This is a genomic window from Georgenia satyanarayanai, assembly GCF_900116375.1.
GTDB lineage: Bacteria > Actinomycetota > Actinomycetes > Actinomycetales > Actinomycetaceae > Oceanitalea > Oceanitalea nanhaiensis.
This window is the reverse complement of the sequence record NZ_UETB01000007.1, coordinates 41,463-59,009: the sequence shown is the minus strand read 5'-3', so window position 1 is coordinate 59,009 and position 17,547 is coordinate 41,463. Positions and strand designations below refer to the sequence as shown.

Annotated in this window: 18 protein-coding genes and 1 other RNA gene; 9 read left to right on the top strand and 10 right to left on the bottom strand. The window is 73.0% G+C overall.

The features are described 5' to 3' along the window. Positions 1–23 precede the first annotated feature (23 nt). The 3 genes from rsgA to DSZ44_RS10765 all read right to left on the bottom strand — a co-directional run bounded on the left by rsgA (position 24) and on the right by DSZ44_RS10765 (position 3,002). Positions 24–1,070, bottom strand: coding sequence for a ribosome small subunit-dependent GTPase A (gene rsgA / locus DSZ44_RS10775; RefSeq protein WP_110852639.1), 1,047 nt, complete (start codon positions 1,068–1,070; stop codon positions 24–26). A 10-nt stretch (positions 1,071–1,080) separates the two neighbouring features. Then, positions 1,081–2,418: a 3-phosphoshikimate 1-carboxyvinyltransferase gene (aroA, locus tag DSZ44_RS10770; RefSeq protein ID WP_110852638.1), complete on the bottom strand. Its 1,338-nt coding sequence runs from the start codon at positions 2,416–2,418 to the stop codon at positions 1,081–1,083. 68 nt (positions 2,419–2,486) lie between these two features. Continuing rightward, a complete protein-coding gene (locus tag DSZ44_RS10765) occupies positions 2,487–3,002 on the bottom strand; it encodes a DoxX family protein (protein ID WP_110852637.1) in 516 nt (171 codons plus the stop codon). A gap of 188 nt (positions 3,003–3,190) precedes the next feature. Here DSZ44_RS10765 and DSZ44_RS10760 point away from each other — a divergent pair, with 188 nt between their 5' ends. After that, positions 3,191–3,805 carry a sigma-70 family RNA polymerase sigma factor gene (locus DSZ44_RS10760; RefSeq protein ID WP_181424608.1) on the top strand — a complete coding sequence of 205 codons (615 nt, stop codon included), beginning with the start codon at positions 3,191–3,193 and terminating at the stop codon, positions 3,803–3,805. After that, positions 3,802–4,083, top strand: a complete 282-nt coding sequence (rsrA, locus tag DSZ44_RS10755) for a mycothiol system anti-sigma-R factor (protein WP_110852635.1) — start codon at positions 3,802–3,804, stop codon at positions 4,081–4,083. Before DSZ44_RS10760 ends, rsrA begins: the two co-directional genes overlap by 4 nt. A gap of 67 nt (positions 4,084–4,150) precedes the next feature. On the opposite strand, the gene DSZ44_RS19035 is transcribed toward rsrA, so the two are convergent. Continuing rightward, complete coding sequence (locus DSZ44_RS19035) at positions 4,151–4,225, bottom strand: 50S ribosomal protein bL37 (protein ID WP_372435141.1); 75 nt, start codon at positions 4,223–4,225, stop codon at positions 4,151–4,153. Positions 4,226–4,340: 115 nt separating this feature from the next. Between DSZ44_RS19035 and DSZ44_RS10750 the strand changes: the two genes are divergently transcribed. Beyond that, positions 4,341–5,312 (top strand): zinc-binding dehydrogenase, encoded by a 972-nt coding sequence (locus tag DSZ44_RS10750; RefSeq protein ID WP_110852634.1) that lies wholly within the window; start codon positions 4,341–4,343, stop codon positions 5,310–5,312. A 3-nt stretch (positions 5,313–5,315) separates the two neighbouring features. Here DSZ44_RS10750 and DSZ44_RS10745 read toward each other — a convergent pair whose 3' ends face one another. Together DSZ44_RS10745 and DSZ44_RS10740 are read right to left on the bottom strand one after the other, a co-directional pair. After that, positions 5,316–5,849, bottom strand: coding sequence for a hypothetical protein (locus tag DSZ44_RS10745; RefSeq protein WP_110852633.1), 534 nt, complete (start codon positions 5,847–5,849; stop codon positions 5,316–5,318). A 75-nt stretch (positions 5,850–5,924) separates the two neighbouring features. Continuing rightward, the gene (locus DSZ44_RS10740; protein WP_110852632.1) at positions 5,925–6,302 is read right to left on the bottom strand and encodes a hypothetical protein; all 378 of its coding nucleotides are present in this window, start codon (positions 6,300–6,302) and stop codon (positions 5,925–5,927) included. 104 nt (positions 6,303–6,406) lie between these two features. Between DSZ44_RS10740 and smpB the strand changes: the two genes are divergently transcribed. The 4 genes from smpB (at position 6,407) to ssrA (ending at position 9,735) form a co-directional block, all read left to right on the top strand. Next, positions 6,407–6,928, top strand: coding sequence for an SsrA-binding protein SmpB (gene smpB, locus DSZ44_RS10735; protein ID WP_110852631.1), 522 nt, complete (start codon positions 6,407–6,409; stop codon positions 6,926–6,928). Further along, on the top strand, positions 6,925–8,790 hold the full coding sequence (locus tag DSZ44_RS10730) for a DUF2207 domain-containing protein (protein ID WP_110852630.1): 1,866 nt from the start codon (positions 6,925–6,927) through the stop codon (positions 8,788–8,790). The genes smpB and DSZ44_RS10730 overlap by 4 nt, the downstream gene beginning before the upstream one ends. Before the next feature lie 68 nt (positions 8,791–8,858). Further along, a complete protein-coding gene (locus DSZ44_RS10725) occupies positions 8,859–9,278 on the top strand; it encodes a hypothetical protein (protein ID WP_110852629.1) in 420 nt (139 codons plus the stop codon). Positions 9,279–9,367: 89 nt separating this feature from the next. Next, positions 9,368–9,735, top strand: a transfer-messenger RNA (tmRNA) gene (gene ssrA, locus DSZ44_RS10720). A 157-nt stretch (positions 9,736–9,892) separates the two neighbouring features. On the opposite strand, the gene DSZ44_RS10715 is transcribed toward ssrA, so the two are convergent. Together DSZ44_RS10715 and DSZ44_RS10710 are read right to left on the bottom strand one after the other, a co-directional pair. Beyond that, positions 9,893–10,768, bottom strand: a complete 876-nt coding sequence (locus tag DSZ44_RS10715; protein WP_110852628.1) for an alpha/beta hydrolase — start codon at positions 10,766–10,768, stop codon at positions 9,893–9,895. 102 nt (positions 10,769–10,870) lie between these two features. Further along, the gene (locus DSZ44_RS10710) at positions 10,871–12,967 is read right to left on the bottom strand and encodes an HNH endonuclease signature motif containing protein (RefSeq protein ID WP_146237523.1); all 2,097 of its coding nucleotides are present in this window, start codon (positions 12,965–12,967) and stop codon (positions 10,871–10,873) included. Positions 12,968–13,241: 274 nt separating this feature from the next. Between DSZ44_RS10710 and DSZ44_RS10705 the strand changes: the two genes are divergently transcribed. Together DSZ44_RS10705 and DSZ44_RS10700 are read left to right on the top strand one after the other, a co-directional pair. After that, positions 13,242–13,820 carry an HhH-GPD-type base excision DNA repair protein gene (locus tag DSZ44_RS10705; RefSeq protein ID WP_110852626.1) on the top strand — a complete coding sequence of 193 codons (579 nt, stop codon included), beginning with the start codon at positions 13,242–13,244 and terminating at the stop codon, positions 13,818–13,820. Positions 13,821–13,857: 37 nt separating this feature from the next. Continuing rightward, positions 13,858–14,652, top strand: coding sequence for a sulfite exporter TauE/SafE family protein (locus tag DSZ44_RS10700; protein ID WP_110852625.1), 795 nt, complete (start codon positions 13,858–13,860; stop codon positions 14,650–14,652). 154 nt (positions 14,653–14,806) lie between these two features. Here DSZ44_RS10700 and mmsB read toward each other — a convergent pair whose 3' ends face one another. Then, complete coding sequence (gene mmsB, locus DSZ44_RS10695) at positions 14,807–15,976, bottom strand: multiple monosaccharide ABC transporter permease (protein ID WP_110852624.1); 1,170 nt, start codon at positions 15,974–15,976, stop codon at positions 14,807–14,809. Continuing rightward, a complete protein-coding gene (gene mmsA, locus DSZ44_RS10690; protein WP_110852623.1) occupies positions 15,973–17,523 on the bottom strand; it encodes a multiple monosaccharide ABC transporter ATP-binding protein in 1,551 nt (516 codons plus the stop codon). The genes mmsB and mmsA overlap by 4 nt, the downstream gene beginning before the upstream one ends. Positions 17,524–17,547: the final 24 nt, after the last annotated feature.

The window sequence follows — 17,547 nt, the reverse complement described above, 5'->3', positions numbered from 1 at the left end:
GGTGGGCCCACCGACATCGCAGGCTACGGCGCGTGGTCGAGGGCGCTGGCCGAGCGGGCCGACAGGAGCCGGCGGAAGGAGTCGAGCCGGGCCTCCCCGGCGGGTCCCGCGTCCCCGCGCTCCACCCAGGCGTCGAGCTCGCACTCGCGCGCGCCGGCCTCGTGGTCGCAGCCGCGCGGGCACTCGGCGGTGACGGCGGCGAGGTCGGGGAAGCCGCGCAGGAGGTCGTCGGGGCCTACGTGCGCGAGCCCGAAGGAGCGCACGCCCGGGGTGTCGATGGCCCAGCCGCCGCCGGGCAGCTCGAGCGCGACGGCGCTGCTCGAGGTGTGCCGCCCGCGCCCCGTCACCTCGTTGACGATCCCGGTCGCCCGGCCCGCCCCGGGCACGAGGGCGTTGATGAGCGTGGACTTGCCCACGCCGGAGTGGCCCACGAGCACGGAGTCGTGGCCGGTGACGATCTCCCGCACGGCGTCCAGGCCCTGGACCTCGCCGTCGACGACGGCGGTCGCCACGGCGGGCACCTCGAGGGCGGCGTACTGGGCGAGGAAGGGCCCGGGGTCGGCGAGGTCGGCCTTGGTGAGGACGAGGACCGGCTGCATGCCGGCGTCGTAGGCGGCGACGAGGCAGCGGTCGACCATCCGGGGGCGAGGGGGCGGGTCGGCGAGCGCCGTGACGATGAGCAGCCGGTCGGCGTTGGCGACGATGACACGCTCGACGCCCGCGGCCTCGCTGTCCTCGGCGGAGCGCCGCAGGGCGGTCACCCGCTCCTCGACGCGGACGATGCGGGCCAGGGTGTCGGGGGTGCCGCTCGTGTCACCGACCACGCCCACGCGGTCGCCGACGACGACGGCGTTGCGGGCGCCGCGGCCGAGCTCGCGGGCCTTCATCGCCACCAGCCGCACGCCGTCCTCGGTGAGGAGGGCGTAGCGGCCGCGGTCGACGGCGAGGACCCGCGCCTCGACGGCGTCCTCGTGCTGTGGACGCTGCTTGGTCCGCGGCCGCGAGCCGCGCTTGGACGGCCGGACGCGGACGCGCTCGTCGTCCGTGCCGGTGTCCCGCTGTCGGCTCATCGCCCCTCCCTCAGCCGCGGCCGCCCGTCGCGACCATGTCGGTCCACATCCGGGTGAAGTCGGGCAGGGTCTTGGCGGTCGTCTCGACGTCCACGACCTCCGTGCCCGCGACGCGCAGGCCGACGACGGCGGCGAAGGTGGCCATCCGGTGGTCGTGGTACGTCTCGACGCGGGCCCCGTGGAGCCGGCCGGGCTCGATCTCCAGGCCGTCCTCCGTCTCGCGGGCGTGCCCGCCGAGGCGGTTGATCTCGGTGGCGAGGGCAGCGAGCCGGTCGGTCTCGTGGCCGCGCAGGTGGGCGACCCCGCGCAGGCGGCTGGGGCCGTCGGCGAGCGTGCACAGCGCGGCGATCGTCGGGGTCAGCTCGCCGGCGTCGTGGAGGTCGACGTCGAGGGGGTCGATGGCACCGGTGCCGGCGACGGTGAGGCCGGCGGGGCCGAGCTCGACCGAGGCGCCCATCCGCACGAGCAGCTCGCGCAGCCGGTCACCGGCCTGGGAGGTGCGGGTGGGCCAGCCGGGCACGCGTACCCGGCCGCCGGCGACGAGCGCGGCGGCGAGGAACGGCCCGGCGTTGGACAGGTCCGGCTCCACGGCGACCAGGCCGCCCGCGACGGGGCCGGGGTGGACCTGCCAGCGTGCCGGCTCGCCGTCGTCGCCCACCTCGACGTCGACGACGACGCCGCGCTCGCGCAGCACCTCGACGGTCATCGCGGCGTGCGGCTGGCTCGGCATCGGCCCGACCCGGCGCAGGTCCAGGCCCTGCTCGAGGTGCGGGGCGATGAGGAGGAGACCGGAGACGAACTGGCTCGAGGCGCTCGCGTCGACCTCGACGACCCCACCCGGCAGGCCGCCGGTGCCGTGGACCGTGAAGGGCAGGGCGCCGCGGCCGTCGTCGTCCACCTGCGCACCGAGGTCGCGCAGCGCCTCGATGAGCGAGCCCATCGGGCGCTGGCGGGCGCGCGGGTCGCCGTCGAAGGTGACGGTGCCGTCGGCGAGGGCGGCGAGGGGCGGCACGAAGCGCATGACGGTGCCCGCCAGCCCGCAGTCCACCTCGGCGGGCCCGCGCAGGGGGGCCGGGTCGATGAGGAGGTCGGCGCCGTCGGCGTCGGGACGCCCGTCGGCGTCGACGTGCTCCACCCGCACCCCCAGCGCGCGCAGCGCCTCCACCATGAGCGCGGAGTCACGCGAGTGCAGCGGACGGCGCAGCTGGGTGGGCTCGGCGGCGAGTGCCGCGAGGAGGAGGTAGCGGTTGGTCAGCGACTTCGAGCCGGGGACCGGGACGACGGCGTCGAGCGGGCCGGCGGCCACGGGGGCCGGCCAGGCGAGCTCGGACGTGGTCTGGGTTGACATGCCTTCGAGGGTAGCGGGCACGTCCGACGGCGCGGGCAGCACGCCGGGGGCAGGGGGCTGGCGGGGCGTCAGCCCAGCTTGGCCTTGAGGTCCGCCTTGGACTCCTTGGCCGCGGCGCGGACCTCCCGCATCTTGGCCTTGTGGCCGCGAGTGTTGGTGGCACGCCAGGCGAGGGAGGGCTTGCCGTCACGGTCGAGGCCCGCGATGAGGAGGCCGCCCACGAGGCTGGCGCCGGTGAGCAGGCCGCGACGCATCTCCTTGCGACGCTCGCGGCTGGTGGCCGTCCAGATCGGGTTGTTGACGAGCGACACCGGCACGGTGACCGCGGCCAGGGTGAGGGCGGCGGTGCGGGGCCGACGGTTGGTGGCGAGCATGAGCCCGGCCACCGCCGTGACGCCGCCGGTCACCCGCACGAGCAGCCGGGTGTCGGAGGCGATCGAGGGCGGGATGCCGGCCTTCTCCAGGGCCGGTTCGACCTTGCGGAAGCGCTCGACGTGGGAGTCGGGGTGCATCAGCGCGTCGACACCGGTGGCGACGAAGGACGAGGCGAGCAGCGGGCGGGCGAGGCGGCGGGAGATGCTCATGGACCTATTGCTACCGCAATCTCCGCGTCGCGGCGAGTGGTGCGGCTCACCGCGCGGGACCGCTCGTGGAATGCTCGGCGCCGCTCGCCGGTTGCACCGGCATGACCTGCTCTGCCCCTACCCTCGACCGGCCTCAGGACCCCCTCCTGGACCGCGCCTCCGGGCCCGGCGGACTAGGCTCGTGGGTGATGACCGAGGACCGAGACCTGGACCGCGCACCCGAGAGCGAGAGTGACGCGGAACGAGCCGCGCGCTTCGAGGCGGAGGCGCTGCCCTACCTCGACCAGCTCTACGGCGCGGCCATGCGGATGACGCGCAACCCGGCGGACGCGGAGGACCTCGTCCAGGAGGCCTTCACCAAGGCGTACGCCGCGTTCCACCAGTACCGGCCGGGCACCAACCTCAAGGCCTGGCTGTACCGCATCCTCACGAACACCTTCATCAACACCTACCGCAAGAAGCAGCGCCAGCCGCTGCAGTCCGACGCCGACAGCGTCGAGGACTGGCAGATCGCCCGCGCTGCCTCGCACACCTCCCAGGGCCTGCGCTCGGCGGAGATGGAGGCGATGGACCGGCTCCCGGACTCCGAGATCCGGGACGCGCTCATGGAGCTGCCGGAGGACTTCCGCATCGCCGTCTACCTCGCCGACGTCGAGGGCTTCGCCTACAAGGAGATCGCCGAGATCATGTCGACCCCGATCGGGACCGTCATGTCGCGGCTGCACCGCGGGCGCCGCCAGCTGCGCGAGCGGCTCGCCGACCACGCCCGGGAGCTGGGCATGAGGACCGAGGCGACATCATGACCGACCACACCGACCCGCTCCAGGACATCGAGGCCTGCCGCTGCGAGGAGCTCCTCGAGCACCTCTTCGAGTTCGTCGACTCCGAGATGGACGACCACGACCGCGAGCGGCTGCGCCGGCACCTCGACGAGTGCCCCACCTGCCGCGAGGCCACCGACGCGGAGGCCCGGGTGCGGCTGCTCCTGCGCCGCTCCTGCCAGGAGGTCGCGCCGTCGACCCTGCGGCTGCGCGTCATCACGCAGATCAGCGTGCTGCGCTCGGGCGGCTCGCCCGGCTGAGGGCACCGCGCGGTCCGGGCATGCGAAAGGGCCGGCCGCTCGGGCCGACCCTTTCCCCTACCAGCGTTCAGCTGTTGGGGCGCTTGCCGTGGTTCGCACCGCTCTTGGCGCGTGCCTTGCGCTTGCGTCCGCGCTTGCTCATGTTGACTCCCTGACGTTCGGCCACCCGCTCCGGGTGGGGACAGCGGTCCATCGTCCCACATCCTGCCCGCCCGCGTGAGACGCGGCGGGCGGCGACGCCGTGGCAGGGTAGGGCCATGCTCGCCGCCTACGCCGCCGGCCAGGACGCCGAGGACCCGCTGAGCGGGCTCGTCGTCGGGGAGATCGCCGACCCTGGAGCGCCGCACCCCGACTGGGTGCCCGTCCGGGTCCGTGCTGCCGCCCTCAACCACCACGACCTGTGGTCGCTGCGCGGGGTCGGGCTGCCGGCCGACCGGCTGCCGATGGTGCTGGGCTGCGACGCCGCCGGCACCGACCCCGACGGCCGCGAGGTCATCGTGCACGCCGTCGTCGGCGACCCGCTGTGGCGCGGCGACGAGACGCTGGACCCCGCGCGCACCCTCCTGTCCGAGAAGTACCCCGGGACGCTCGCGCAGACCGTGTGGGTGCCGCCGGGCAACCTCGTGCCCAAGCCGCCCGAGCTGAGCTGGACCGAGGCCGCGAGCCTGCCGACGGCCTACCTCACCGCCTACCGGCTGCTCTTCACCGCTGCGGACCTGCGCCCCGGTCAGCGCGTGCTGGTCCAGGGGGCCGGGGGAGGGGTGGCGACCGCCGCCGTCGTGCTCGGCCGCGCCGCGGGCCTGGAGGTGTGGGTGTGCGCCCGTGACGAGGGGCGCCGCGAGCGGGCCCGTCAGCTGGGCGCGCACGCCGTCTTCGCGAGCGGGGAGCGCCTGCCCGAGCAGGTCGACGCCGTCGTCGAGACGGTGGGGGAGGCGACGTGGGCGCACTCGCTGCGGGCGCTGCGGCCGGGAGGCACGATCGCCGTCGCGGGGGCGACGACGGGCGCGGCGCCGCCGGCCGACCTGGGCCGGGTCTTCTTCCGCAGCCTGCGCGTCGTCGGTTCGACGATGGGGACGGCGCAGGAGCTGCGGCGCCTCGTGGCGCTGCTCGTCGTGACCGGTGCGCGCCCGTACATCGACGCCGTCGTGCCCCTCGCGCAGGCCGGCGACGCCCTCGCCCGGCTCGCTGCCGGTGACGTCTTCGGCAAGATCGTCCTCGAGCTGCCCTGAGGCCTACCCGGCCGCGGCGTACCGCAGCAGACCCAGGCCGAGCGTCGCCACGCCCTGGTAGCAGAAGCTCTGCGCGCCCAGCTGCGCCCTGCTCAGGCAGCGGGTGCCCCAGGTGAGCAGGTGGTCGTGGACCAGCTCGTGCCGTGCGGCCCCGTGCTCGTGCGGGGCCTCGAGGAGGACGGCGTAGGCGTGGAGGGCGGCGGCGAGGTCCGGCGGACCGGCGATCCCGACGCGGCCCAGCAGCCCGGCAAGCGCGTGTCCGGAGGTGGCGGGCGGTGCCGGCGGCGCGACCGGCGGGCGGTGAGCGTCACCGACGAAGAGGCGGTGGTGGTCGACGAGCAGCCGCTCGGGGCGCTCGGCCGAGAGCCGTGACTCCGCCAGCAGGGCGGCGCCGCGCAGGGACTCCGCGTCGTGCACGGGCCAGGACACCGTGTGCAGGTCCGCGAAGGACCGCGGCCCCGGCGTGCCGACGGCGCGGGCGACGGCCGCCACGGCCTCACCGACCGCACGGGACCTGCCGAGCACCTGCTGGGTCATCGCCGCTCTCCCCTCCGGAGACGATCCTCCCGTGCCCGGCTCCGTCCGGGCTGGGCCGAACGGCCCGGAGCCGGGTCACGCCACCGGTGGGCGCTCCACCCAGGTGACCCTGTCCGGGGCGGGCAGCGGGAGACCGTCGTCCCCGTAGGAGAAGATCTCCAGGCTGCTCAGCCGGCCCTCCTCCACGAAGAGGAGCAGGCCGGCCACGGGCGTGCCGTCGTCGTCGTGGACCTCGCCCTCGACCGGGAAGGTGCCGTGGAGGGGTGCGAGCGGGGCGCCGTCGTCGGTGACGACGAGCTCCAGGGTGCCGCACCCGCAGGTGCACCCCGGACGCGTGCGGACGCTGACCGCCTGCGCGCGCAGCGCGGGAGCCGCCGGCAGGTCGTGCGCGAGCAGCGCCTCGAGCAGGGCGCGCGCGACGTCGGGCAGGGGGCCCAGGGGCTCGTTCTCCACGGGTGGAACCTACCGATAAGACGACGACGTCGCCGGGATGCTGGACTACGCTGGAACGCCGCGGCTCGGCCGCGTGCGCCCACTGAACACGAAGGAGCCCGCCGGTGTCCCCGACCCCGACCAAGCCACGCAAGCCCACCGCGGCTGAGAAGGCCAAGGCCGAGGCGGACAAGCGCACCGTGGTGGCCCGCAACAAGAAGGCCCGGCACGACTACCACATCGACGAGACCTTCGAGGCGGGCCTCGTGCTCACCGGCACGGAGGTGAAGTCGCTGCGCATGGGCCGTGCCTCCCTGGTGGACGGCTGGGTGGAGTTCGACCGCGGCGAGGCGTGGCTGCAGGGCGTGCACATCCCCGAGTACAGCCAGGGCACGTGGACCAACCACACCGTGCGGCGCAAGCGCAAGCTGCTCCTCCACCGCGCCGAGCTCGACCGGCTCGTCGGCAAGAGCAAGGACAAGGGCCACACCGTCGTCCCGCTGGAGCTCTACTTCATCCGCGGCCGGGCCAAGGTGCTCGTCGCGCTCGCCCGAGGCAAGAAGGAGTACGACAAGCGCCACGCGCTGCGGGAGAAGCAGGATCAGCGTGAGGCCCAGCGGGCGATGAGCCTGCGCACCAACCGATGACCGCGGCGCGCCGCACCGCCTCGCTGCTCGTCCTCGCGCTGCTGGGCGTCGCCGCTCTCACATTGCTCGTCGCGCCGCCCGCCCGCGCCGACGACTCGGTGGGCCACATCGCCCGCCTCGACGTCGGTGCCGTCGTCGAGGCCGACGGCGGCACGGTGCGCGTCGAGGTGGACCTCACCTACGACTTCGGTGACGACGAGGCGCACGGTCCCTTCCTCGTCCTCGCCGAGCTGCAGGAGATCGCCGACGACCCCGACCGCTACCGCCGGCTCACGGTCGACGACGTCACCGCCGAGTCACCCACCGGCGCCCCCGCCGACCTGCGCGTGGAGCACGACGGCGGTGCCGTCCAGCTCTACATCGGCGACGAGGACGTCGAGGTCACCGGCGTCCACGACTACCGCGTCACCTACACCGTCGACGGCCTGCCCACGCCGCGGGTCGCCGGCGAGGACGGGACCGTGCGTGACGAGCTGTACTGGAACGTCGTCGCGCCGGGCGGCTTCGACGTCCCGATCGAGGACGTCACCGTCACCGTGACCGGTCCGGTCCCGCCGGAGGCGAGCGCCTGCTACGTCGGCCGCACCGGGTCCGACACCGCCTGCGACGGTGCGGGGGAGACACGCGGCGAGCGCGTCGACTTCGCCCAGGAGCGACTCGACGAGGGCGAGGGACTCAGCGTGGCGGTGGGCTGGCCGGCCGGCACGCTCGTCGACGCCGAACCCGTCTACGAGCCGCGCCGCACGTGGACCAACACGATGCAGCTGGGTCCGCTCACCGGGGGCGCGGCGGGGGCCGCCACGGTGCTGGGCGCGGGTGCCGCCGTCGTCGTCGCCTCCCGGCGCGGACGTGACAAGACCTACCTCGCCCTCACGCCGGGACTCGCCCCGGCGGACGGGCAGGCCGGCACGGTGGGGCCGGTGCGCCGGCGTCAGCCCGTTGCCGTCCGTTTCACGCCGCCCGACGACGTCCGGCCCGGTGAGGTCGGCACGCTCCACGACGAGGTCGCCGACCCCGACGACGTCTCCGCCACGCTCGTCGACCTCGCCGTGCGTGGCTACCTCCGCATCGAGGAGGTCGCCCCGGAGAAGGCCGACGACGACGTGAGCGACTGGCGGCTCGTCCCGCTGCGCGACTGGGCGGGTGAGGTGGAGGCCTACGAGCGCGCGCTGCTCGACGCGCTCCTGCCGGACGGCGAGCCGGTCGCGCTCTCGGAGGTGGCCGAGGAGTACGCCGCCGTCGTCGGCGCGACGCAGGAGGCGCTGTACCGCACCGTCACCGAGCACGGCTGGTTCGCCGGTGACCCCAGCGCCGTCCGCAACCGCTGGCTGGTGGGTGGCCTCGGCCTCGTGGGGCTGGGCGTCCTCGTGACGCTCGCGCTCGTGCTGCTGCGCTGGCCCGCGGTGCTGGGCGTCCCGCTGCTCGTGGTCGGGATCGTCGTCGCCGCGGCGTCCTCCGCAGCGCCCGCCCGGACGGCGCGGGGCACCGCGGTCCTCGCCCAGACCCTCGGTTTCCGGCAGTACCTCGCGACGGCGGAGGCGGAGCAGATCCGCTTCGAGGAGGGGCAGGACATCTTCTCCCGCTACCTGCCCTACGCGATCGTCTTCGGGCTCACCGAGCGGTGGGCGCAGATCCTGGCCGACGTCGCGGCCCAGGGGCGGCACGTGGAGAGCCCGGGCTGGTACGTGCCGCTGGCCGTCGGGCATGGCTGGTGGACCCAGCCCGCGGTGTTCGCGACGTCGGTCGGCGCCTTCGCCGCGGCAGCCTCGTCGGCGGTCACCTCGGCGGGGGCGAGCAGCAGCCCCGGGATGTCCGGCTCGGTGGGCGGTGGCGCCGGAGGGATGGGCGGCGGCAGCTGGTAGGGCGCTGCGCGGGCCGGTGGTTGATACTCGAGACCTGACCACACCACTGCCGAGCAAGGGAAGCTGCCATGTCGATCAAGCTCCGTCACGTACCGCCGCGCCTCGCCGCGGGGGCCTTCATCCTCAACTCCGGCCTGAGCAAGCGGGGTCTCGACGAGGAGTCGGCCGCCGGGCTGCAGGCGATGGCGGCGAACGCGGTGCCGCAGCTGGGGGACATGTCCCCGAAGGACTTCGGCAAGCTCATCAGCACCGGTGAGACCGCCCTGGGGGCGGCGCTGCTCCTGCCCTTCGTGCCGAGCGGGCTGGCGGGGCTGGGCCTGACGGCGTTCTCGGCGGGCCTCGTCCGGATGTACCTCAAGACCCCCGGCATGACGCAGGAGGACGGCATCCGTCCCACGAGCGACGGCACGGCGATCGCCAAGGACGTCTGGATGCTCGGCATCGGGCTCGGCCTTGTCATCGACGCGCTCACCTCGCGGAAGAAGTGACCACGGTCCCGCCGGAATAGATCTGACGTGGGGCCGGTTGGGACATATGATGGGTCAGCCGGCTCCGGCCGGTGATTGACAACTCCACAGGGGATGATCGGTTTCGACGACGGTCGTCGTGCCAGAGGAAGCGGGTCGAGGATGCAGAGTTATCTCGATAACGCCCTCTGCAAACCAATAGGTGCCGATTCCAAGCGCACCGACTTCGCCCTCGCCGCCTGAGCGAGCCGCGTAAGTCCGTCAGCCCGGGCTAGCTCTCGACCCGGTTCCTGGCGTCAGCTAGAGAGCCACTGCTCGTAGTCCTTGTCACCGGGGCTACGGGGACTTCCAGGTGACTGAGCCCGTCAGCTGCTTGTCTGCGTGACAGCTGGGGCCGAGAAAATCGCAGCAGACTGCACCCGGAGAAGCTCTGGTTCTGCGCCGTCGGACGCGGGTTCGATTCCCGCCATCTCCACCATCCCTGTGCCCGAAGGCCGCCTCCCACGGAGGCGGCCTTCGGCATGTCCGGGTGCGGGTCGCCGCGCGCGGTGACCTCCCCGCGCGCGCGGTGACCTCCCCGCCTGTCCTCCGACCTCCCCCCTCCGCCCGGATCGGCCCGAGGAGAACCGGGGAGCTCAGCCCGCGAGCACCTCGCGCAGCGTGGCGGCGAACGCCTCGGGCTCGCCGGTCTGGCCGTACTCCCCGCCCATGAAGCCGCCGTGGTTGCTCGGGAAGACCGCGAGGTCGACGCCGAGCTGCGCGGCCAGCGACTCGCTCGTGCGCCACGTCATCGTCCCCTTGCTCTCGATCCCGGCCGCGGGCACGATCCGCGCCGAGGAGCCCTGGAGCGCGGCGATGTCGGGCTGGTAGCGGACGATCGCCGACGCGACGTCGGACAGGAGCGGGTCGTCCCGCGAGCCGTCGTCCTCGGTCGGCATGCCGAACATCGCGGGATCGGGGGACTCGGTGCCGAAGCCCTCGGGGAACTCGCCCTGCCAGGACGTCATGGCGATGAAGGCGGCCATGCCCCAGCCCCAGCCGCGCTCGTTGTATGTCATCTGCACCCGTCCCCAGGCGCCGAAGGCGCGGTCGGCGTCCGGCAGGAGGGGCAGGGCCGGCGGCTCGTGGGCGACGACGGTGCGCACGTCGTCGGGGAAAGTGGCCGCGAGGCGCAGCGCGGTCACGGCGCCGCCGCTGCTGCCGAGGAGGTCGACCGGTCCCGCGCCCAGCTCCGCGACGAGCCGGTGGACGTCGTCGGCCTGCTGCTCGGGGGTCTGCACCAGGCTGGCGTCGCTGCGGGTGCTGCGTCCCAGGCCGCGCGGGTCGTAGGTGACGACGGTCCGGTCGGTGAAGAACGAGGCGAGCGTGGTGAAGCCGGCAGCGTCCATGGGCTGGCCGATGAGGAGGAGCGGGGGAGCGCCGTCGGCGGTCGGAAGGGGGCCGCGGACGTCGTAGGTGAGGGTCGCGCCGGGAACGTCCAACGTGCGGGTCTCGACGGTCGTCGTGGTCATCGTGTGTGCTCCTTGTCGGGGTCGGTGCTGGTGGCCGGTGCGGCCCACTGCCTCCTACCGACCAGTCACCGCTGCGGAACTCATCGCGGGCGGTGGCCGCTCCTAGAACGGCGGCTCCTCCGAGGCCCACGGCGGCTCCGATCCGTTCTCCGGGTCCCGTCCCGACGGAGGATCCGCGTGGGGTGTCACCCAGTGGGCGAGAGGGTCGTCACCGAGGGAGATGGCGGCGAGCATGTTGTCGACGAGGGCAGGGGCGACGGGCCTGCCGTTGCGGGTGGTCTCTTTCACGAGCTTCCGCAGGGCTTGGGTGGTGTGGCGGGGGAGGGTGGTGGTGGTGCCGTCGGGGTGGCGGAGGTAGCCGTGGCCGGTGGGGGTGGTCCAGGCGTAGGTGCGGTCGGTGGTGTAGGCGACGGTGTAGGCGCCGATGGTCTTGGCGCGGTGGTCGCCGGTGCACTGGGGGCCGAGGTTGTCGGCTGAGGTGGTGCCGCCGTCCTTCCACTCGTGGATGTGGTCGAGGTGGGCGGTGCGGGCGGGGTGGGTGCAGCTGGGGCGGATGCAGGTGCGGTCGCGGTGGCGGACGTGGTCGGCGATGGCGGCGGGTGGTTGGTAGCGGGTGCGTCCGACGTCGAGGATCTGTCCGGTGGTGGGGTCGGTGAGGAGTCTGCGCCAGGTGCCGCCGTTGGCCAGGGCGCGGGCGAGGATCGGGGGGATGGGGCCGTAGCCGTCGAGCTCGGCGACGGGTTCGGGGTCGCGGTCCAGGGCGGTGGTGCTGGGATCGCGGGGCTCGGGCTGCAGGACGTTGATGGGGACGAGGACGTTGATGTCGGCTCGTCCGCCGCCGACCATGCCGACCCGGATGGTGGGCAGGGTGCACCCGGGGAGCCGGTGGCCGGGCAGGGGTGGCCCGTCCGCGATGCGGGGCGGTGGGGCGAGAGGCAGTGGGGCCGGCTCATCGGTGAGCGGCGGGGCCGTTCCGGGCGGTGACTCGACCGGTGGCGAGGCGTCGGTGACGTCTGGCGGATCGGCACTCGGCGGCAGTGTGTCGGCGGTGCCCGGCGACTCGGCGCCCAGCGGCGCCTGGTCCGCGGTGCTCGGTCCTTCGGGACCCGGCGGCGCGTCCGCGTCACGAGCCTGCTCGACGCCGGGTCGCCGACCGGCGTCCTGCTGGGGCTCGGCGGCCGGGTCCAGCGGCGGGCCCGCGTCCTGTGCACGGTCCTGGCAGCCGCAGGGGCAGGGGAGGTGGGCGCCTGGGCCGATGTGGCCGAGGGTGAGGGCGGTGTGGCCGATGAGGGCGAGGCTGTCGGCTCGTAGCTGGTCCAGGGTGCGGGAGTCGCCGGCGTTCTTGGCTGCGCGGGCAGCGCTGTCCAGGGCGAGGTCCATGGCGATGGCGTCGGCGGCAGGCAGCCGCGCGGAGAGCATCGCCATGCCGTCGGGCAGGGGGCGGGGGTGGTAGACGCAGCGCTTCTGGCGGGCGGCGATGTGGCGGTGGTCGGCGGAGTCGGGGTCCACGGCGATGACGGCCTTGGCGAGGTCCTCGCGGACCTGGCGCAGCGTGCGGCCTGGTGCCTTGTCGAGGACGTCCCACTGGGCGGCCAAGGCGACCTCGGCGGGCAGGTCGAGCAGGGTGGTGACGATCGCCTGCGCACGTGGCCAGTCGATGAGCCCCTGCTCGAGCAGCTCCCCGGTGGGCTCGAACATCCCACCGAAGGCCCGTCCGCACGCGACCATCCGCACGGCCGTCTGCTTCGCGACCCGCAGCCGCATCGACAGCTCCTGCCCCACCACGCACTCCCCGCGCGTGCGCCCGGGGATGTCTCCGGGCCAGGTGGGGTTGACGGCGTCGCGCTCGGCTAGGACCGCGGCGGCGCGGGCGGCCTGGCCGGCGGACCAGGCCTCCATGCGCTTGTGGGCGGCGACGACCTCCACGAGCGAGAAGTCGTCCACGTCCGCCGGGTCGATCGCGCTGAGGACCTTCGCCAGCCGAACGCCCGGGGGCAGGTGCTCGAGGAAGTCGCCCAGTGCGCCGGGCTCCGGGATCAGCTCGGCAAGCACGCTCCCCGGCCACCCCTGCGGCTCACCCTCCTGGTAGGTGGGCAGGCGGAACGCCACCCACTCGAGGGACGGTGCCTGCTGAGGGTCACCGGAAGGACGGGAGATGTCGATCCGGACCGGACGATCATCGGACGGGTACCTGAGCATCAGGCTTTCCAGGTGGGAGGCCGGCGGACCGGGGACCGGAACCTCGGGCCCAGCCGCGGCAGCATCCGGCTGCGCGGCGGGCGCCGGGATCGTTCGCCCCGACTCGACGGGGGCGGCCTGCGCGCCGTCGGCCGCGGTCTCGGGTTCGCTCCCGTCGCGGTCCATGTGCGCCACCTCCTCGTGCCATCATTCTATCGAACGTATGTTCGAGTGACAAGAGGTGTGGACGGACGCACGTCGGCGGACCGGCGCCCACCGGTGAGAGGATCGGGGCATGGACCACCACCTGCACCTCACCGGTGACGACGCTGCCGACCAGCTGCTGTCCACCGACCCGCTGGCCCTGCTCATCGGCATGCTCCTCGACCAGCAGGTCGCGATGGAGACCGCCTTCGCCGGCCCGCACAAGCTGCACGAGCGTCTCGGCGGCTTCGACGCCGCCCGCCTCGCGGCCATGGACGCGGACGAGCTCACCGAGGTCATGCGCCAGACCCCCGCCGTGCACCGCTACCCCGGGTCGATGGCCAAGCGGATCGTCGCGCTGAGCGCCGCCGTCGTCGAGGACTACGACGGCGACGTCTCGCGGCTGTGGACCGACGGCGAGCCCGACGGCGCCGAGATCCTGCGCCGCCTCAAGAAGCTGCCCGGCTACGGGGAGCAGAAGGCGAAGATCTTCCTCGCCCTCCTCGGCAAGCAGTGCGGCCTCGATGCCCTCGGGTGGCGCGAGGCCGCGGGGAGCTACGGCGAGGAGGGCGCGCGCCGCTCCATCGCCGACGTCGTCGACGAGGACACCCTCCTCGAGGTCCGCGAGACCAAGCGTGCGATGAAGGCGGCCGCCAAGAACAAGGTCTAGAGGTGCGGGCCGCCGTGACCGGACCGAGGATGCCACGATGAGCGCAGCGATCGCCGCGGCCGTCGGCCTGCTCGTCGGCGTCGTCGTCGGCACCCTCGGCGCGGGCGGTGGCATCCTCAGCCTGCCGATCCTCGTCTACGTCCTCGGCCAGGACCCGCACGCGGCCGCGACGGCATCGCTCGTCATCGTCGGGGCCACGTCCGTCGTGTCTCTCCTGCCGCACGCGCGGCGCGGCAACGTCCTGTGGCGCGGGGGTCTCGTCTTCGGACTCCTCGGCGTGGTCGGTGCGCTCGGGGGAGCGCGGCTCGCGGCGCTGGTCGACGCCGACCTCCTCATGGTGCTCCTCGCCGGGCTGCTCCTCGTCGTCTCCGCCGTCATGCTGCGCCGCTCCCTCGCGGAGCGCCGACGCCCCGACGACGGCGGCCCGGTCGCCCGATCATCGGGTCGGGTCGCGACGGCGGTCCTCACCGTCCTCGTCGCCTCGGTCGTCGGTCTGCTCACCGGCTTCTTCGGGGTGGGCGGAGGCTTCATCGTCGTCCCGGCGCTGCTGCTCGTCATGCGGGTGGACATGCGCCTCGCCGTGGGGACCTCGCTGCTCGTCATCGTCGTCAACTCGGTGTTCGGGCTCGTCGGCCGCGTGGGGCAGGACCTGGCGATCGAATGGCCCGTCGTCGTCGCCTTCGCCGTGACGTCGATGGTCGGCGGCCTCCTCGCCGGGCGCTTCTCCGCCCGCGCCCGCCCGCGGACGCTCAGCCTGCTCTTCGCGCTGCTGCTGCTCGCCGTCGCCGTCGTCACCGGGGTCCAGGCCGTTCCGGCCCTCCTTGGGGGCTGAGGCGCCTCACCCGCCAGATCTTCGGAGCGGTGCCAGGAACAACTCAGCGCTCGGCGCGGAGGGGGGGCGCGGCGAAACGGGGTGGCGCGGCGGGAGACGACGAGAACGCCCCCCGCGCCGCACGGCACGGGGGGCGTTCGCGTGTGCAGCGGGGTCAGCGACCCGTGCGGCGCTTGCTGAGGAGGTCGAACGCGACGGCGAGCAGGAGGACGAGGCCCTTGATGGTCTGCTGCCAGGCCGGGTCGACGGCCATGATGGACAGGCCCATGTTGAGCACACCCATGATGAGCGCACCGATGATGGCGCCGGAGACCTTGCCGATACCGCCGGAGACGGCGGTGCCGCCGATGAAGGCCGCGGCGATCGCGTCGAGCTCGAACATCTCACCCGCCGACGCGACGCCGGCGCCCGCGCGCGAGGTGGTGACGACGCCCGCCAGCGCTGCGAGGACGCCCATGTTGACGAAGACCATGAAGTCCACGCGCTTGGTGTTGATGCCGGTGAGGCGGGCGGCGTGGAGGTTGCCGCCGACGGCGTAGACGTGGCGCCCGAACACGGTGCGGTTCATGAGGAAGGTGTAGCCGATGATGAGCACGCCGATGATGATGAGGACGATCGGGGTGCCGCCCGCGCTGCGGGAGAGGATCCAGGTGCCGTAGCCGATGGCGGCGGTGAAGAGCACGAGCTTGCCGATGAAGGCGGAGCGGGGCTCGGACACGAGGTCGTGCTTGCCGGCCGCGACCCGGTTGCGGATCTGGGACAGGACGAGGCCGACGATCGCGAGGGCGCCGATGAGGAGGGTGACGACGTCGAGGTTGGCGACGAAGCCGAGCACGTTGGGCACCGAGCCGTTGGAGATGGCGTTGAACGGGCGGGGGAGGCCCGCGACCGTGGTGCCGACGAGCACGATGGCCAGTCCGCGGAAGATGAGCATGCCGCCGAGGGTGACGATGAACGCCGGGATCCCGACGTAGGCGACCCAGAAGCCCTGCCAGGCCCCGATGACGGCGCCCAGGAGGAGGGCGACGACCACGGCCAGCAGCCAGTGCACCTCCCAGCTGTTCATCATGATCGCCGTGACGCCACCGACGAACGCGACGACCGAGCCGACCGAGAGGTCGATGTGACGGGCGACGATGACCATGACCATGCCGATGGCCAGGATCATGACGTAGGCGTTCTGCTGGACGAGGCTCGCGACGTTGTTGGGTCGCAGGAGCAGCCCGTCGGTGAGGATCTGGAAGAGGATGATGATCGCGAGGAGTGCGAGCCAGATGCCGTACTGCCGGACGTTGCGGCTCATGTATTGCGTCAGCGTGCTCATCGCGACACGCCCTCCTTGTCCATAGTCATGTAGTGCATGAGAGATTCCTGGTTGGCCTCGCCACGGGGCAGCTCCCCGGTGATACGGCCGGCGCTCATGGCGTAGATGCGGTCGCAGATGCCGAGCAGCTCGGGCAGCTCGGAGGAGATGACGAGGACACCCTTGCCGGCGTCGGCCAGGGCGTTGATGATCTGGTAGATCTCGAACTTCGCGCCGACGTCGATACCGCGGGTCGGCTCGTCGAGGATGAGGACGTCAGGATCGGTGTAGATCCACTTCGACAGGACGACCTTCTGCTGGTTGCCCCCGGAGAGCTGACCGACGATCGCCTCGACCGACGGCGTCTTGATCCGCATGTCCTTGCGGTATGACTCGGCGACGTTCGCCTCACCGTGACGGTCCACGACCCCGCCCTTGGCCAGCTTGCCCAGCCCGGCGGAGGTCACGTTGGTCTTGATGTCCTGGATGAGGTTGAGGCCCAGGCTCTTGCGGTCCTCCGTCGCGTACGCCAGGCCGTGCGCGATGGCCTGGCCCACGCTGTGCGCGGTGATCTCCTTGCCGTCCTTGTAGAGCGTGCCGGAGATGTGCGTGCCGTAGGAGTGGCCGAAGACGGACATGCCCAGCTCGGTGCGCCCGGCGCCCATGAGGCCGGCCAGCCCGACGATCTCCCCGCGGCGGATCGCGAGGTTCGCGCCGTCGACCACCTTGCGGTGCGTGTCGTTCGGGTGGTGGACCGTCCAGTTCTCGACCCGCAGGACCTCCTCCCCGGGGGTGGAGACGTGCTCGGGGTAGCGGTCCTCGAGGTCGCGCCCCACCATGTGGCGGATGATCTCGCCCTCGGTGGCGGGGGAGGGGCCGTGCATGTCCATCGTCGTGATGGTCCGGCCGTCGCGCAGGATCGTCGTGGAGTCGGCGATCGCGGCGATCTCGTTGAGCTTGTGGGAGATGATGATCATCGAGATGCCCTGGTCGCGCAGGTGGCGCATGAGGTCGAGCAGGTGCTCGCTGTCCTCCTCGTTGAGCGCCGCCGTCGGCTCGTCCAGGATGAGCAGCTTGACGCGCTTGGACAGGGCCTTGGCGATCTCGACGAGCTGCTGGCGGCCCACGCCGAGGTCGATGATCTTGTCGTCCGGGTCGGCCCGCAGACCGACGCGGGCGATGAGCTTGGCCGCCTCGGCGTTCGTGGCGTTCCAGTCGATGACCCCGCCCTTGGCCTGCTCGTTGCCGAGGAAGATGTTCTCCGCGACCGACAGGTACGGGCTCAGGGCCAGCTCCTGGTGGATGATGACGATGCCGCGCGACTCGCTGTCGCGGATGGAGCGGAAGTCGCAGACCTGTCCGTCGAAGACGATCTCGCCGTCGTAGGACCCGTGGGGGTAGACCCCGGACAGGATGTTCATCAGGGTCGACTTGCCGGCCCCGTTCTCCCCGCAGATCGCGTGGACCTCCCCGCGGCGGACGGTGAGGTTGACGTTCTCCAGCGCCTTGACGCCCGGGAAGGTCTTGGTGATGTCCTTCATCTGAAGGATCGTGTGCTCAGCTGACATGGCGTAGTTCCTTCGCAGACGCGG

What these genes read in the sequence shown, in the direction of transcription:
- mmsA (WP_110852623.1), bottom strand. Translation starts at nt 17,523, where the DNA reads ATGTCAGCTGAGCACACGATCCTTCAGATGAAGGACATCACCAAGACC.
- DSZ44_RS10700 (WP_110852625.1), top strand. Translation starts at nt 13,858, where the DNA reads ATGAGCGCAGCGATCGCCGCGGCCGTCGGCCTGCTCGTCGGCGTCGTC.
- rsgA (WP_110852639.1), bottom strand. Translation starts at nt 1,070, where the DNA reads ATGAGCCGACAGCGGGACACCGGCACGGACGACGAGCGCGTCCGCGTC.
- DSZ44_RS10725 (WP_110852629.1), top strand. Translation starts at nt 8,859, where the DNA reads ATGTCGATCAAGCTCCGTCACGTACCGCCGCGCCTCGCCGCGGGGGCC.
- DSZ44_RS10710 (WP_146237523.1), bottom strand. Translation starts at nt 12,967, where the DNA reads ATGCTCAGGTACCCGTCCGATGATCGTCCGGTCCGGATCGACATCTCC.
- DSZ44_RS10765 (WP_110852637.1), bottom strand. Translation starts at nt 3,002, where the DNA reads ATGAGCATCTCCCGCCGCCTCGCCCGCCCGCTGCTCGCCTCGTCCTTC.
- DSZ44_RS10705 (WP_110852626.1), top strand. Translation starts at nt 13,242, where the DNA reads ATGGACCACCACCTGCACCTCACCGGTGACGACGCTGCCGACCAGCTG.
- aroA (WP_110852638.1), bottom strand. Translation starts at nt 2,418, where the DNA reads ATGTCAACCCAGACCACGTCCGAGCTCGCCTGGCCGGCCCCCGTGGCC.
- mmsB (WP_110852624.1), bottom strand. Translation starts at nt 15,976, where the DNA reads ATGAGCACGCTGACGCAATACATGAGCCGCAACGTCCGGCAGTACGGC.
- DSZ44_RS10730 (WP_110852630.1), top strand. Translation starts at nt 6,925, where the DNA reads ATGACCGCGGCGCGCCGCACCGCCTCGCTGCTCGTCCTCGCGCTGCTG.
- DSZ44_RS10760 (WP_181424608.1), top strand. Translation starts at nt 3,191, where the DNA reads ATGACCGAGGACCGAGACCTGGACCGCGCACCCGAGAGCGAGAGTGAC.
- rsrA (WP_110852635.1), top strand. Translation starts at nt 3,802, where the DNA reads ATGACCGACCACACCGACCCGCTCCAGGACATCGAGGCCTGCCGCTGC.
- DSZ44_RS10715 (WP_110852628.1), bottom strand. Translation starts at nt 10,768, where the DNA reads ATGACCACGACGACCGTCGAGACCCGCACGTTGGACGTTCCCGGCGCG.
- DSZ44_RS10745 (WP_110852633.1), bottom strand. Translation starts at nt 5,849, where the DNA reads ATGACCCAGCAGGTGCTCGGCAGGTCCCGTGCGGTCGGTGAGGCCGTG.
- DSZ44_RS10750 (WP_110852634.1), top strand. Translation starts at nt 4,341, where the DNA reads ATGCTCGCCGCCTACGCCGCCGGCCAGGACGCCGAGGACCCGCTGAGC.